Genomic DNA, 15,205 nt, shown 5'->3' on the forward strand with positions numbered 1-15,205 from the left:
CCTTGGATGAAGAACCGCTGTCGACAACGGGGACATCGAAACAGCGTCGCCCGAATCGATGAAATCACTGCCAAAATCATCGACCCCAGGAGGAAGGCAAACATGATTTGTCTTCCTCCTGAACGCACCTGCAATGCCCAGCCCACAGCAGGGATGAACGGCATGAGCAGAAACGCCACGAGCAGCAGGCGATACCACCGCCTTTGCTGTCTCCACGCCATCACATAAAGCGGGTCACCCGCGCCGTTCATCCGCTGCCTTCACCAAGGAAACACCTGTCCTGCGACTGGAACGTACGAAAACGTACCCTCCCAAGTAAAACCTGCAATCGTTCCCAAGGCTGGCTCCGAAAAGCCATACGCCCCCCCCATATAGCCTTTGTTTGCGTCCAAATCCATTGCCCCCGTCATGGAGAAGGAGCCCCACGGGCAGTCCACGGTGACGTTGGTCCCATAACCACGCAATGAATCTACAGTAGGAGCACTGCTCACGAAGACATTGGGGGATACTGACCAGCCGTAATCCAATCCGACTCGGACACCAGGAGTAATCATCAACGCCATGCGACCAGTGGTATCCACCGTCACGTGGACGGAAGCCTCCATTCCAGTAAAGAATTGGAATGCACCGGACACCCCGACTCCCAAGACCCAAAGACCATTCGGGTCCGTGTAAATCATCGGATTGTTCAGGGCATAGGAATACGCCGGCACGTCGTATCCCCGAGCCACCATGTCAGCCAGGTATCCCGGGCTCTGCAGTGCGGGTTCCGGCTGGAGGTACCGGCCGATGCTGGGGTCGTAGTAACGGTTCCAGTTCTCGAAGAAGTCCGTCTCCGCGTCGTAGTACTGGCCCGCGCCGCGCAACGGGGTCCAGAAGGGGGAAGCCCCCACCTGGTAGCGCTGGTATTCGTACCCCTCGACAGCCGCGCCCGTGAAGGCGTTGGGCTCGGCGCCCTGCTCTCCCGCGGAGATGTTCACGTAGACGCGTCCCGCGGAAGTCGGAACCCACTGCGTCACCCAGCGGCCCTGCTGCGGGCCGGTGAGGACCGCGAGCACTGCATTGGAATCCGCATCCCGAAGGAGGATTTCGTCCGTGTCGTCTTCATCGTCCTGCATGTCGACAAACTGGAACAATCCGCGCATCCGGACCTTCACCTGGCTGTTATCAGGTTGCTGGACGAACGCGGAGATGGTCTCTCCGTCTGCGTCCGAGTAGGGGTGCTGGCTTGGGTCCAGCAGCGTGAAGCGGTTGACGTGACCAAAAGGCTGGTAGTCCGCCGCCCCTGCCACCTTGCCGATCCCGTCCAGCATCAGCACCGGCCTGCCGGTCAGGTCCACCACCGGGAAGTACGCCCCGCAGCTGGCAGCCTCGCCGTTGCGCCGGCAGTCCGCGTTGAAGTCCGATTGACGCGCGTGCGTGGTGGCGTCCACCCGCCCCCGCAACATCACCACCGGCTTGCCGCCCAACCAGACGTAGTCGTCCACCGCCTGAAAGCTTCCCTGCGTGACGTCACTCCATCCCTGGTCCACGAGCAGTTCGCTGCCCACGCTGTGGAAGAACTCATCCCGCAGACCGAAGGGGTTCACCTTCGCCCGGCGCCGGCCGAAGGCGTCGTAGTAGTAGTTGTAGGTCAGGCCATTCACCCGCACCGCCCGGAACACGGTCTCACGCGCGGAGCCCTGCCCCTCGGATGCATTGAAGGGCCCGTAGCCCAGTTCCAGGACATTGGCGGGGCTTCCGGACGTGTAGAGCCCAGCCTCCTTGCGGACCGCCCGTCCGTCCGCGTCATAGTCGTAGGCCACCGTCTGGAAATCGTCGTGCGAGGGCGTGGCCGACATCAGCCAGCCACTCGTGAGTCCCGCGGAATGGGAGAGCGCCACGGTCAGGTTGCCCGTCAGGGTCTTGCGGTTGTCCCGCGTGTCGTAGCTGAAGAGCAGGTTGTCGAAAGCGCCACCCGCTGCCTCGACGTTGCCCGAGGGCCGCTGCGCCGACTTCAGGCGCAGGTCCCGGTCATAGTCGAACAGCTCTGTCCTGGGCGTGGGGCCGCCCAGGAGGCAGGTGTCCGTCCGGACGATCTGATCCGCGTGCCAGGTGTAGTCCTTCTTGTAGATGTCCCCGGATCCCACCCCCGGGGTGAAGGCCCCGGAACTCACGCGCAGCGAGCGGAGGCGGCCGGTCCGGTCCGAGCTCGAGGCCGAAGGGAAGGCACTGCCACAACCCGACGGCGCCACCGTGCCGTTGTCACCCAGGGCGTACTCGACCGAGACAGGGTTGAGGCCCGGGGCGGGAGTGATTTGATAGCCGCGCAGGCCCCCGAAGGGCTCCCAGACAATGTCGCTCACCATGCGCCGCGTTTCGATCCCTGTTCCAGGGAACCACGTGACGTCAATGGCGCTGACACGACGGGCCAGGGCCCCCGTTCCGTAGATGTACTGGACCGCACGCCCATAGGGATGAAGCACCCCTGAGAACCGCCCCAGGGTGTCGTAGGTGTAGCGCGTCTCCAGCTCCGGCGAGCACACCGTGTCTCCCTGCCGCTGCCGGAGTTCGGCCACCAGCCTTCCTTCCGTGTCGTAGCGATACCAGGTCCGCCCGAAGGAGTCGTCGCGGTAGCGCAGCTGTCCCTTCGACTTCAGCTCGGGATCTCCGCAGAGCGCGGGAAGCGTCCCGTCTGCGTCGTATCCAAACTGGAAGAGCACCTCGGGGGTCCCACTCCCCGCCAGCCGCCGCGTCGAGCTCAGCGCCCGGCCAACCAGGTCATGGGCATACTCCACCCACTCCCCCGCTGCGCGCATGGCGGCGGACTGCTTGATGCGCAGGTTGCCGCGCACGTCGTAGTCCTGCTGCACAAAGCCTGTCGCGTGGGGAAGCCGCAGCTCGATCAGCTTTCCGAAGTCGTCGTACTGGTAGTTCGCCAGGGGACGGCATGCCCCACTGGTTCCCGCCGGGCAGAGCCTGTGCACCTGCTTGATGTGCCCCTGGGCGTCGTAGGACAGGGAGGTCTGCTTGTCGCTGCCGTCCTCGATGACCTTCGACACGGTCGTCAGACGATCCGCCGTGTCATACCCCAGGCTCGTGCAGAGTTCGGAGATGCCCGTCCCCGTCTGCCCGGGCGTCCGGCAGAAGTCCGGGGCGTCGTTGAACGGACGCCCGATGGCCACGCGGTTGTTGTTCACGTCGAACCCCGCCACCGCGCCGAAGCTGCCGGCCCCCTCGCCCATGCGGGTATAGGTCGGCCGGTGGTGGGGATCCGGATGGTGCGTGATGAGCCGCCGGCTCTCCTCCACTCCGTTGCGGCGCGTGCGCATCTCCTCGGTCTTCACGATGCCATCCGGCCAGTAGGTCAGCAGGCGCTTCTCGCTCCAATCCACGCCGTTCACGTCGTTGGCGACCGCCGTCCACTGAAGCAGCTGCGTCTTCAGCCCGCCCGTGCATCCCTGTCCCGCCGGGGTCCCGCTCCGGTAACAGCTCACCGTGTAGTCGCCCGTGGGGTGGCGGATGGCCCGGACCCGGGGCCCTTCATAGAAGTACTGGGACGTCAGGCCCTGCGCCGTCACGCTCTCCAGGCGCCCGCCCGAGCGCTGGAACGTCAGGGCGCGCAGTGCGGCGGTGCTGCTCTCCGGGAGGGTGACCTGCGTCGGGTTGCCGCGTGCGTCGTACCTGTCGAAGCGGGTGATCAACGACGGCGCGCCAGCACAGGACTGCGCTCCCCCATGCGACAGGTAGCGGACCACCTGCTTCAGACGGTTGGCGGTATTGCCGTAGTTCTCCGAAGGCGGCCCGGAGGCCGGTCCGTAGTACTGGTACTGGGTGATGGGGAAGTCCGTCCCGGAGCAGTCCGTCGCCTCCGGACCGCTGACCGCGCAGGGGCCATGGACCTCCTTCAACAGGGTGCCTCCGGTGTCGGACTCTCCCAGACAGCGCAGGTGGTTGAAGAAGAAGACCGCGCGGTGCTCCAGCACCGGACCGCTGAACGTCCCCGCCACATCATCAAACCGCTGCGTGTAACCCGACCGGATGACGGCCTTGCGGAAGCCCGTCACCTCGTCCTGGACCGTCCGCGTCGTGGCCTGGGCCGAGGGCTGGAGCACGGAAGCAATCGTCTCCACGCTCTGCTGCACGGGCTTCCAGGGACTGGACGAGGCATTCGCGGGGTAGTTCGCGAAGACCGCGGACGTCGTGGGCTTGGCCACCCCTCCGGTCCCTGAAATCGTCTGGCCCACCCCGCCGGACTCCTGCTGGACAGGGCTGACCACGCCCGGCCGCGAATTGCTCCCCGCCGTGGAGTAGGTGCGCTGGGTGTGGTCGAAGGTGCCTGCCTTGTTGCGCATGTAGCGAAGGAAGAGCGACCCATCCGCCGGAGTCTCGTAGGTGAAGCTCACGTACCCGGGAGAGAAGCCCGTGCAGTTGCCCGAGCCGGTCACGCAATCGTCCACGTAGGAGCTCAGCAGGGTGTAGGGCGTCGAGGGGTTGGACTTGGCGAAGAAGCGCCGCCGGAACTGGACCGTGGTGCCCGCGGCGTCTCCAGCGCTGCCGGAGCTGGCGGGCTCCGCGGCCGGAGGAACGCAATTGGACCCCGCCTCCTGCGCCTGCGGGCCATCACAGTCACCCGAGCCCAGGCTCATGGACATGGCGGACACGCCGCTGCTCATCGTGGTGATCTTCCCGCTCTGGTAGACGTGGGACGCCACCGGCGTCTGGTTCATGGCCACGGCCCAGGAAGTGGAGGCCGCGCCCGAGCCGGTCGTGTCCGTGTAGTTCACCACGTCGCCGGTCTCGGGGTATTCGACGCTGGAGAGCAGGCCGCCCAGCTGAGACCCGTACTCGTCGTTGGCCGTCGGATAGCGATACTGCGCAACGGTCACCTCGTTCTGACGGTTGCCGGGGTCGTAGGAGTTGGGATCCGTGTGGAGGCTCAGCCGGTCCAGGACGCACTCCTCCCCGACGGAGGGATGCCGACTGTAGATGCGCCTGTAATACAGCCGCATCTTGGAGCCCTCCTCGGTCGTCACCGCCGTCAGGAAGGGCACTCCGTTGTTGGTGCTGCTCTGGCCAGGGCAATGGAGTTGATCGCCGTACTGCCCGATGCTCTGGGGCGCGTACTCCAGCGACAACCGGACGCGGGGCGTCCCGCCGGGGCGGAACTCCTCCACGCGTGTGAGGAAGTGACGCCGGACAACGCCATTGGCCGCCCAGGGGGACGCATAAATGTAACGTCCGTCACCGGGCCGGGTCAGGATGAAGGAACTGCCCGTCCAGAAAAGGCTCGCGTCCGACCAGCGGCTGGTCGCACGGGGCGTCGCGAAGCACCCGGCACCCGTGGAGCTGCAGGCGCTGAACTCCAACACATCGCCGTTCGTATCCCGCACCGCCCAGGTGCTCACCCCGGGCATCATGCCTTTGACCATGACGAAGCTGTAGAGACTGTGCCACCACCGCAGTGAGCTCGTGCTGCCCGGGCTCGTGCCGAAAGGCTTCGCCACGAAGGGTTCGGTATTGCTGCCGAGCATTGACTGGTAGGCCCAGTACTTCTCCGTGGAGACGTACCGGCGCACGAAGTTGAAGCCACCCAGAGCGCCCTGGAGACCCAGGTCCGCCTCCGTGTGGCGGGTGGTGAAGTCGCCCAGTCCGACACTGGGCGTGGACATCGCGGAGACCGCTGAGCGCACCACGCTCCCCGAGGCGGGACCGCAGGTATTCGGTGCGGGGCCCTTGCGGAGGTCCGCGTTGCGAATGCCACCGCCCCGGCCGTCACCCGCCAAGCCACCACCGCGGCCGTTCCGATCTGGACGTTCGTAGGGCCCCCCGACGGGCAGCGTGTCGGTGGGAGACTCGGTCGTGAAGAGGAAGCAGGTGATCACGCCACGGAGGACGTTCCCGTCATCATCCAGCTCATCCGCGGTGCCACAGCGCTCGTAGGCGCGGCTGGCGCTCACACCACTGTTGGACGCACCGAAACCTCCTTGTGCCAGGCCACAAACAGGGCCCGCGGAGCAATAGGCACCCGCTGTCGTCCGTACGCCGGTGGTCCGGTCCACCTGGGGCGCGACACCCGCGCAGGTGTTCCCGCATGCGTTGCTATCGTCGCAGGAGGCACCTGGCGTGCACTCGAAGCTCGGCGTGTTGAAGGGCGTGCACTTCAAGTCGGCGTTGACATACCCCTCGGACGAGCAGGGCTTGCTGGAGACGCAGCACTGGTAGTTTCCACCGGCCTGGGGGGCCCCCGTCGTGCCAAAAGCAGGGGCCTTGAGACAGCCCCCCGGCGAAGAGCAGGAGGCCTGGGAGTCCCCTGAGCCCAGGCAGTAGCCCACGTTGAGTCCGTTGCCGCAGCCACAGGTCCAGCGCGTGAAGCCCGAACCGTTGGGATTGGGCTCGCAGTAGTCGAACGTCCGTGAACCCGCGCAGCCCTCGTCCGCCTCGCCATCGCGGTCTTCGTCACACCCGTTGCCACAGATATCCTGGGCCTGGGCCGTGCTCGGCTGGCACGGCCCCAGGTACTCTCCGTCCACGCAGGTGGCGGTTCCGCCCGCGCCGCAGGCCGAGCAGGCCTGGGGCTGGCCGCTGGGGAAACACTCGCCCCATTCCCCACGCGGCTCTCCCGGAGCACCGCCGCAGTATCGCGTGCCCACGCAGCCTCCGTAGTTCACACAGTTCTCACTGGTGCCAGGAGTACAGAAGGGAGCGGCCCAAACACCCACCGGGCTCAGCGCCAGCAGCAGAATCAGGAGTCGGATCATAGACGACGACAAGGCAGAGGAATGCCCTCTTCAGACGAAGAGCGGCTTCAGAACTTGATGGGAGACTTGCGCTACGGACGTACTGCGTTCGTCATCCCCCCACAGGAGGGGTACAGACACGAACGGCGGCACCCGGCACCTGGGCGCACTTCCATGTCGTGGGGCATTCGGAAACCTTCTGGCAGGTCTGGCTGCAAACGTAGCCTTGATCAGGATCCGTCCCGGTGTGCAGGCACAGTCCCGAAAGACATCCAGAAGCTCCATGGTCGCGGCAGTCGTCTCCCACCTTCCGGGAGGCCGTCGCCGCCAGCGCGGTGCGGTGTTCCGAAAAGACCGCCGCAGGCGGAGGCAATTCCTCGGAAGGCGGTACGGCGCATGCCGTGAGTCCAAGGAGAACCAGCAAGCCTGCCCTGGGTAACCGCGCCATCAAACTTCCACAGATGCTCAACGAGGTGCCTCCAACCCGAATCGCTGCCAAGGCGAGATACGGAATGACGCGTTTCGCCAGATCCAAACGTATCCGTTATCCGCGTTTGCCTGTCAATGACCGCCCCCCATCGAAGCAAGGCTTTGCCATGAAGTCTTCCCGCACCCGTGGGTCTTCTCACTTCAAGCCTATCAAGCCTTGCCAGCAAACAACTCCATCAACTCAACACCTTGAAGTCAGGCAAGACCTCCTTGAGCCATCTCCACCTGCCCGAGGCCTTGCGGCGGGGACCCGTCACGGCAATTCCACGCCGGAGTAGAGGCCGAGAATCGAATGGCCGTGCGTGCCGCGCAGATGCATGCCCAAGAAAAGGCTCACGGTGGCGCTCCGCTGTAGGGCAAGCCTCGGCAAAGGCGGTGAGCGAATCGTAACCTCGCTCGTGGGCCCGCTCGTACATGCGGACTCGCCAATTGCCCTGCCAAGAGCGCCCGTCGGTCATCGCTGCTCTCCCGGGTGAACCTCACTTGCTGGTTAGAAAAGCCGAGCGTCCGCTCAGGCTTCTTCGTCAGGCAAAAGAGTGCGGAGCAGTTCGTCGTCAGGACCCAGCGGGAGCCAGCCGGGAGGCGGAGGATTGGCGAGAAGCGCGTCACCGGCCCGCCTCACATGGGCTTCATGGGTTTCTGGGGTGTATGCCGACCACTGGCCAAGCGCGACTGCAACGTCCATGCGGGCGTCGTCGTCCAGCACGGCCGGCCAGCCATTGGATAGGTGTCGAGACAACTCGCGCACAAGCTGCCCGCGCACCAAGCGAGTGACTCGATGGTTGCGCTCTGCTTCGGCCACCAACCCGCTGAACACCTGCGCTCCGGCAATGTCGTCCTTGCCAAGCGCCTCGGCCAACTCCACCAGTGAGGCTGTAGGGCGAGCCTCCGCGAAGGCTGTGAGCGATTCGTAACCACGCTCCCGAACGCGCTCATACAGGCGGGCCTTCCAGTTTCCCTGCCACGAGCGACCGTCGGTCATCGCCCTCTCCCAGAAGTGAAGTTCATTGGAATTTCGTAAACCTTCATATTCTCTCCGACAATCCTCAGGACCACATTCCGTGTCAGCATCCGGCCAGCCCTGGCTTCGGCATCACGCAGTGCCTTCATGATCAACCGGTTCCATTCGCCAGGCCACGTGCGGCCCAACTTCCAGTCGCCTCCACCGTGAATCACCTCATGGTGGGCCTGCTCCAAGCGGACGCAGAACTGATCAATGTTCATGTCACCCTTGAAGCCGCGCTGCTCGAACCATTCGCGGTGCTCTTGCGGTAGCACGTGGTGCTTCGGGGCATCGGACATGCCCGCCCCTGCCTTGCCGGTTTCGTGCATGCCGCGCACCTCAGGGCTGTCCCCCAGCGCTTCACGCACGCCCTTGGGCAGATCGCGAGGCGCCTGCGCCATCAGCACCTGCCCGCCGTGGATGAGGACAGCGGAGCTGACGGCGGGGGCGGAGATGACGCCCGCTCGCACGAGCCTCCGCATCATCTCCACCCACTCGGCGGAGACCACCAGCCGCGAGCCCGTCATCACTCCTCCCGAGCTCATCACGAAGCCCACGCCCAGCGACGCAGGCGTTGAGGGAGGCAGCCGCGGCAGCGACACCTTCAGCGTGGAAATCATGGCGACCATCTCCACTGCCCGCACCGCCGCGACGACCTGCCCACCGAGCTTCATGCTCGCTCGGGCCTCCCGATGGAGTGCGTCGAACTCACGGGTCAGCTTCCCCATCAACTCGGGCATCGAGACCGCCGCCGCCTCCACCCGCTCCAAGTCCTGGGAGGAGAGGTCCGCCAGCGCGGGCTCCATCAACTCCTGCACGCGATGCAGGTCGACGAAGAGCTTCTCGACACTGCACGTCGGACAGTTCCGAAGCACGGCGTCCGCGAGGTGGAGGAAGTCCACCCAGGTGGCCAACAGAAGCGTCCCGAACAGAGCCGCCTGAAGCTTCGGCCCCGTCATGCGCAGGAGGCCCTGCTCCATGTCCGCGTCCTCCACCTCCGAAGCCACGCGTGTCAGCGCGGTGGCACTTCCAAGCGCCCCCTTCATCCACTTCACCTGACTGGAGCCGTGGTCGAGGTAGCGGGTGAAGACGCCTTTGAGGCTCCATCCCACGAGGGGCGGAGGGCGGTCCGCCAGCTTGGAAAGCGCGGCCTCAACGCCGCCGAGTGAGCCCTTCACGTCGGCAATGCCCTCAAGGACTGCATCGCGCGTCAATCCATCGCTGTCACGTGTGCTCTGGCGGCGCACCGACCGTTGCTCCTGCCCAGAGAAGACGGACGTTCCACCCGGCGCGTAGCTCAAGGTCCGCGGATGCGGCGACGAGGCACATCCCGTGGCCAGCATGGCCAGCACCCGCAAGACAGCCCCACTTCGCACCATTCAGTGCCCCCGATGACTGGCGGCCATGGCAGGCCCTTCAGTCCGTCTCGCCCAACTCGAAAGCCGACGTGCCCGTGTGGTGCTTGCGCTTCGTGAGCTGGTGCTCGTCACGGAGCTGGTTCTCGTAGAAGGGCAGGTGCGCGTCCGTGCGGAGCTTGCGCAGCGCGCGGATGGTCTCGTGCTCCGTGGTGTTGCTGTAGCCGTGCTTCGTGTGCCCGGTCGTGTAGTTCAGGGGCTGCAACACCATCCGCGTGGGGTAGCGGTTCTGCAGGATGTGGATGAGCTCGTGTCCGTACACGATGAACGCCGGCGCGGGGATGGGGTGCTGGTCGCGGGAGTAGTTGCGCTGCGTGCTGTCGCGCAGCCCGGAGCGCAAGCTGAGCTGTGAGCCGCGTCCCCCGCTGGGGCGCTTGCCCGCGAGCCCCGGCGCGGGTTCGCTCAACAGGTAGTCTTCACCGTGGCCGTCCTCGTCGTACCAGCCGAGTTCCTCCTCCATCGCGAACATGGGCTTGCTCAGCGCTTCACGCGCCTCGGTCAGCTCGGCATAGGGCTTCGACGTGGACGCCAGGCGCTGGCGCAGCTCGCCCCACGGCTCATTGCCTCGCCGCGAGGACTCCTCGATGCGGGACAACTCCTGGGTCATCCCTTCGTATTCGGCCTTCAGGCGATTGAGCTCATCGGAGGTCGCCTGCAGCCGCAGCTTGTTGACCACCACCTTCTGCCGGAAGTTGGCGGAGGGCGTGAACGCCTGGGTCAACACCAGCGTCACCGGCCACTCCGGCTCCGCCTCCGTGTCCTCGAGGATCCACCGCATCAACTCCCGGCCATGCGGGCGGGACATCAGCCGCGCGTGGATGGCGCGCACCTCACGGTTGCCGCGCGCGAACTGCGGACCGGTGGGTAGCTTCACCGCGCCCGTGCCGTTGCGCAGCGCATCCCAGTCCGCGTCCAGCTGATTCAACGCGGGGGTCCCCAGCGTCCCGCGGTCCGGAGTGAAGAGCTTCAGGTTGTTCACGTGGACGTAGTCCACCATCTCGATGTGCGTCTCCTGGATCTCCACCAGCAGCCGCATCAACAGCAGCCGTGACGCCTTGGAATGCGCGAGCCGCTCCTGCTCCAGGTCGCAGAGCCGATACAGCAGGTGCTCCGCCGTATCGAGCGCCTTCAGCTTCGCGTCCACCCACGCCTGCTTGCCCGTGAAGTAGTACGAGGCCTTGCCCCATCCACTCCAGTCCGCATGGAACGCATCGAGCGCGGCACAGAACGGCCGGACGAAGTCACCCAGTCGCGACACGATGGGCAGCAGGTGACGGGGCTCCATGCCCAGGTCCGACTTGAAGTCATCCGACGTGCTCAACGCCATGTCCGCTCCCGGTGTCTCGACGGAGCGGGAAGGTAGCACGCGGGTCCCTACTCGCAGGCTCGGGCCCGGGAGAGCAGGTACTCACGTTGCGGAGGCGTGCGCGCCAGCGCCGCGGCCTGACGGAAACAATCCGCCGCCCTGCCCTGCGCCCCTACCTGTTCCAGCAGCATGCCCTCCACCGCGAAGCGATACGGATACCGCCGCAGCACGGCCTCCGAGCGAAAGGACCGCAACGCCTCCAGCGCCTCGGCCGGGCCACGCACGCGCGACAGCGCCACCACGCGCCCCAGCGCGACGATGGGCGACGGCTTGAGTGCGAGCAGCGCGTCGTACAGCCGCAACAACCGGGCGCTGTCCTCCGGCCCCGGCGTGGACGTCTTCGCATGCACGAGGGCGATCTCCGCCTCCAGGTGCAGCGGCGTCAGCACCGTCCCCATGGAAGCGCGCAGGTGCCAGAGCCCTCGCGCCATCAAGAGCGGCGACGACTCCGTCCCCGCCCGCGCCTCCTGCGGCACGAACGCGCCCCGCGCATCCACCCGGCCCGGAAGTCCCGCGGTGCGGAAGCAGAACAGCGCCGCCAGTGCATGCCCCTCCGGCGTCACGGTCCCCGCGTGCGACAGCAACACCTCCGCCAGGCGCAGCGCCTCCGAGCACAGCTCCGCGCGGGACAGGTCGTGGCCCTCGGAGGCTTCGTAGCCTTCGTTGAAGAGCAGGTAGAGCGCTGCGTGCACCGCATCCAGCCGCTCCGGTAGCGACTCCGGAGCAGGCACCTCCAGCGTGGCGCGGCAGGTGCGCAGCGTCCGCTTCGCGCGCACCAACCGCTGCGCCACGGTGGGCTCGTCCGCGAGCAGCGCGGCGGCGACCTCGCGCACGGAGAAGCCACACGCCACCTTCAGCGTGAGGGTCACCTGCATCTCGCGGGAGAGCGCCGGATGACAGCACGCGAAGAGCAACCGCAGCGCATCGTCCGGAAGCTCCGCCGCGAAGCGCGTGGACTCCTCCGGCGGCCCGGCCTCCTCCTCGACATCCGAGTCCTCCGGCACCTCCGGCGCGCGCTGCCGCAAGAGGTCCGTCAGCCGGTTCAGCGCCACGCGCAGCAGCCATGCGCGAGGCTGCTCCGGGATGCCGTGGAAGCCCCACGTCCGAGCCGCCTGGAGCATGGCGAACTGCACCGAGTCCTCCGCCAGGTCCAACCGCCCCAGCCCCACGCGCCGGGCCAGGGCCGCGACGAGCCCCGCGGACCACTCGCGAAAGGCCAGCTCCAGCACCTGCGTCGCGGAGGACACGCCGTCAGACCTCTTCGATGGCGCGAAGCTCGACCTCACCGCCGTAGCGCAGGTGCGGACACGTCCGGGCCAGGGCCACGGCGGCGTCATACGAATCCGCGGACAGGATGAAGAGGCCGCCCACCACGTCCTTCACCTCCGCGTACGGCCCGTCCGACACGAGCACCTGTCCGCCCTGCTGCGTCAGGCGCCGGCCGCCCTCGTCACACAACTTCTCGCCCTGGAGCAGGCGGCCCTCCTGGAGCAGCCCATCACTCCACCGGGCGTACTCCTCCACGATGGCCTGCAGCTCCGCGGGGGACATGGCGGCGAAGTGGGCGGGGTTCTCGTGCAGCAGCATCAGGTAGCGGGCCATGGGATGGACCTTTCGGGGGACAGCGGGGGGTTTCGTCGAAAAAGACGGCCCACGTCGCGGAGGATCGACATGCCTACCTCACCTCCCTGTGCGCACACTCACTCCGTGGACAGAGAACACTCGTCTCGCGCTCGCGGGTGACACGTCAGCCGGGGGTGCCTACCCCTGAAGGTCAGGAGGCGCGGGCAACGGGCGTGGGCAAGGGCGGACGATGGTTGGGGGGAATGATGGGGGCGTTGCTGCTCGCGGGATGTCCGTCCGCGTGCAACACGAAGGAGTCGTCGCGTCCATTCCAGCTCACGGGGCAGGTGGGTTCGCGTGGGGCGGGCTTCGCATCGGCGCTGTACCAGACGACGGGCGTGCGGATGGAACCGCGCAACCGCATCCGGTGGGCGAACAACGGCGCCGTATTCGACGTGATGGTGGAAGAAATCGGCCGGGCCCGCGCCTCCATCCACATCGTGATGTTCATCTGGCGGCCGGGCCGTGCGTCCGACCGGATGATTGAAGCGCTGGCAGCACGTGCCCGGAAGGGCGTGCACTGCCGCGTGCTGGTGGATCCACTGGGCAGCGGCCCCTTCGAGACGGAGGTGAAGCCCCGGCTGGAAGCGGCCGGCTGCGAAGCCCACCTGTTCCGCCCGCTGCCAGCGGACGAGAACCTGGCGCGCAACCACCGCAAGATTCTCGTGGTGGACGGCAAGGTGGCCATCACAGGCGGGCTCGCCATCCAGGACGAGTGGCTGGGCGACGCGCGCAACGAGAAGGAATGGCGCGACACCAACGTGCGGGTCCAGGGCCCGGTGGTGGCGCAGCTCCAGCAGGCGTTCGCGGAGAACTGGCAGGAGTCGACGGGCGAACTCCTGCCCCAGACGGACTTCCCCACGCTGTCGGTGGAGCAGCCCGGCCTGGACGCCGCGGGTGAAGGCTGGGCGGCCTTCGTCAGCAGCACGGCGAATCCGGAGGTGACGCGCGCGGAGCGGCTCACGCAGCTCATGGTGAAGGCGGCGAAGAAGCGGCTGTGGATTTCGCAGGCGTACTTCACGCCCAACGACGCACTGACGGCGCTGCTGGTGGAGAAGGCACGCGCGGGCGTGGACGTGCGGGTGCTGGCGCCGGGGGACAAGAATGATCAGCGGGCCATCACGGTGCTCCAGCGCCAGACCTACGACACGCTGCGGGGGGCGGGCGTGCGCATCTGGGAGTACCAGCCGTCGATGATGCACGCGAAGACGATGCTGGTGGATGACCGGCTCGTGCTGGTGGGGTCCATCAACTACGACGCGCTGTCGTTCAACCTGCTGGAAGAAGGTTCACTGGTCCTGGAGGACAAGGAGGCGGCACGTCAACTGGAGGCCATCTTCCTGGACGACCTCACGAAGGCGCGAGAGGTGCAGGCCGAGCGCGCCGGACGCTGAGGCTGTCCGCTTTCACGCGTGCCCCCTGGAAACACAGTGGGCAAGGGGCGGGCCGTGTGCTCAAGAAGTGCACCGGGGCCACGCAGGCAGGCCCGGGAGGCATCACCATGAGCAGCGCAGCGCCTCGTCATCTCTTCGTCGCGGGCGCCACGGGCGCCACGGGCCGCACGTTGATGCGGCAGGCCCTGGCCCAGGGCGTCTCCGTGACGCCGCACGTGCGCCCCAAGAGCGCGAACACGGAGCCCGCGAACCACTGGCCGAAGAAGGCGGTGCTGGAGCTGGCGGACGGGCCCGCGCTGGTGGAGGCGATGAAGGGCAGCACCACGGTGCTCCAGCTCATCGGCACGATGCGCAAGCGCTTCGCGGCCGGGGACACCTACGAGACGAGCGACATCGGCACCACGCGGCAGCTGGTGGACGCGGCGAAGGCGGCGGGAGTGGACCACTTCATCCTGCTCACGTCGGTGGGAGCGGGAAGCCCGGTAGGCGCGTACCTCAAGGCCAAGGCGGAAGCGGAGCGCATCGTCCGCGAGAGCGGCATCCCCTACACGATGGTGCGCCCCCCAGCGCTGGAGGGCGAATACCACGCGCCGCCCGGCATCCTGCACACGCTGGGCAAGCTGCCGCTGCTGCACAAGCTGAAGCCCATGCACCTGGACCAGCTGGCCGCCGTGCTCCTGCGCATCGCGGAGCGCCGGGCGCCGCTGGATACCGCGCTAGAGGACAAGCGCCTCTGGGCGGAGGTCGCGGCGGTAGGCCGGTAGCTGTCAGACCCTCCAGGTAGGAAGGCTCCTCCGCAGCATGAGCGAGGAACCCGAGGAGGAGCTACAATGATGTCGATGGCGACCGTGGACGAGCTGATTGCCCAGGTTTTGCAACTTTCGCCGGAAGACCGCGCCCGGCTCATGCGTGAGGTGTCAGACGCGGATGCCCCTGACATCGAGGCGTCCTGGGGCGAGGAAATCAGCCGCCGTGCCCAGGAAGTCCTTGATGGGACGGCGGATCTTCTCGATTGGGACGACGTGAAAAAAAGAATAGAGGAGCGGCGCGAGCAGAGGCGACGTCAGCGCTAACCCCCTTCAGGGAAGTTGGGTAAGGGACCGGCGGTTGCTCCATGGAGGGGGCGCTTCCATGGCGTGGCAGCCGAGGCATTGGACGGCCCAGCAACTGGAGGAGCGGCGGCTTGCGGCCGGACG

The 15,205-nt window shown here is 66.7% G+C and carries 9 protein-coding genes; 3 read left to right on the top strand and 6 right to left on the bottom strand.

Annotation, left to right across the window (positions count from 1 at the left end):
* Positions 1 to 260: 260 nt before the first annotated feature.
* The 6 genes from D7V80_RS22845 to D7V80_RS22875 all read right to left on the bottom strand — a co-directional run bounded on the left by D7V80_RS22845 (position 261) and on the right by D7V80_RS22875 (position 12,594).
* Positions 261 to 6,632, bottom strand: coding sequence for an RHS repeat-associated core domain-containing protein (locus tag D7V80_RS22845; RefSeq protein ID WP_158616680.1), 6,372 nt, complete (start codon positions 6,630 to 6,632; stop codon positions 261 to 263).
* Between the two features lie 1,087 nt (positions 6,633 to 7,719).
* Positions 7,720 to 8,190 carry an NUDIX hydrolase gene (locus D7V80_RS22855; RefSeq protein WP_120590163.1) on the bottom strand — a complete coding sequence of 157 codons (471 nt, stop codon included), beginning with the start codon at positions 8,188 to 8,190 and terminating at the stop codon, positions 7,720 to 7,722.
* The gene (locus D7V80_RS22860; RefSeq protein ID WP_199738809.1) at positions 8,187 to 9,590 is read right to left on the bottom strand and encodes a DUF2380 domain-containing protein; all 1,404 of its coding nucleotides are present in this window, start codon (positions 9,588 to 9,590) and stop codon (positions 8,187 to 8,189) included. The genes D7V80_RS22855 and D7V80_RS22860 overlap by 4 nt, the downstream gene beginning before the upstream one ends.
* A gap of 37 nt (positions 9,591 to 9,627) precedes the next feature.
* Positions 9,628 to 10,953: a hypothetical protein gene (locus tag D7V80_RS22865; RefSeq protein ID WP_120590164.1), complete on the bottom strand. Its 1,326-nt coding sequence runs from the start codon at positions 10,951 to 10,953 to the stop codon at positions 9,628 to 9,630.
* Positions 10,954 to 11,000: 47 nt separating this feature from the next.
* The gene (locus D7V80_RS22870) at positions 11,001 to 12,239 is read right to left on the bottom strand and encodes an RNA polymerase sigma factor (RefSeq protein WP_158616681.1); all 1,239 of its coding nucleotides are present in this window, start codon (positions 12,237 to 12,239) and stop codon (positions 11,001 to 11,003) included.
* Positions 12,240 to 12,243: 4 nt separating this feature from the next.
* Positions 12,244 to 12,594 (bottom strand): YciI family protein, encoded by a 351-nt coding sequence (locus D7V80_RS22875; protein ID WP_120590166.1) that lies wholly within the window; start codon positions 12,592 to 12,594, stop codon positions 12,244 to 12,246.
* Positions 12,595 to 12,818: 224 nt separating this feature from the next.
* On the opposite strand from D7V80_RS22875, the gene D7V80_RS22880 reads away from it, so the two are divergent.
* The 3 genes from D7V80_RS22880 (at position 12,819) to D7V80_RS22890 (ending at position 15,082) form a co-directional block, all read left to right on the top strand.
* Complete coding sequence (locus D7V80_RS22880; RefSeq protein WP_233585636.1) at positions 12,819 to 14,009, top strand: phosphatidylserine/phosphatidylglycerophosphate/cardiolipin synthase family protein; 1,191 nt, start codon at positions 12,819 to 12,821, stop codon at positions 14,007 to 14,009.
* 107 nt (positions 14,010 to 14,116) lie between these two features.
* Positions 14,117 to 14,773, top strand: a complete 657-nt coding sequence (locus tag D7V80_RS22885) for an NAD(P)-binding oxidoreductase (RefSeq protein ID WP_120590172.1) — start codon at positions 14,117 to 14,119, stop codon at positions 14,771 to 14,773.
* A 66-nt stretch (positions 14,774 to 14,839) separates the two neighbouring features.
* Entirely contained in the window at positions 14,840 to 15,082 is a 243-nt protein-coding gene (locus D7V80_RS22890) for an addiction module protein (protein WP_120590167.1), read from the top strand.
* The last annotated feature ends 123 nt before the right edge of the window (positions 15,083 to 15,205 follow it).

It is taken from the genome of Corallococcus sp. CA054B (assembly GCF_003611625.1).
GTDB lineage: Bacteria > Myxococcota > Myxococcia > Myxococcales > Myxococcaceae > Corallococcus > Corallococcus coralloides.

What these genes read in the sequence shown, in the direction of transcription:
- D7V80_RS22855 (WP_120590163.1), bottom strand. Translation starts at nt 8,190, where the DNA reads ATGACCGACGGTCGCTCGTGGCAGGGAAACTGGAAGGCCCGCCTGTAT.
- D7V80_RS22860 (WP_199738809.1), bottom strand. Translation starts at nt 9,590, where the DNA reads ATGGTGCGAAGTGGGGCTGTCTTGCGGGTGCTGGCCATGCTGGCCACG.
- D7V80_RS22865 (WP_120590164.1), bottom strand. Translation starts at nt 10,953, where the DNA reads ATGGCGTTGAGCACGTCGGATGACTTCAAGTCGGACCTGGGCATGGAG.
- D7V80_RS22875 (WP_120590166.1), bottom strand. Translation starts at nt 12,594, where the DNA reads ATGGCCCGCTACCTGATGCTGCTGCACGAGAACCCCGCCCACTTCGCC.
- D7V80_RS22880 (WP_233585636.1), top strand. Translation starts at nt 12,819, where the DNA reads ATGATGGGGGCGTTGCTGCTCGCGGGATGTCCGTCCGCGTGCAACACG.
- D7V80_RS22885 (WP_120590172.1), top strand. Translation starts at nt 14,117, where the DNA reads ATGAGCAGCGCAGCGCCTCGTCATCTCTTCGTCGCGGGCGCCACGGGC.
- D7V80_RS22890 (WP_120590167.1), top strand. Translation starts at nt 14,840, where the DNA reads ATGATGTCGATGGCGACCGTGGACGAGCTGATTGCCCAGGTTTTGCAA.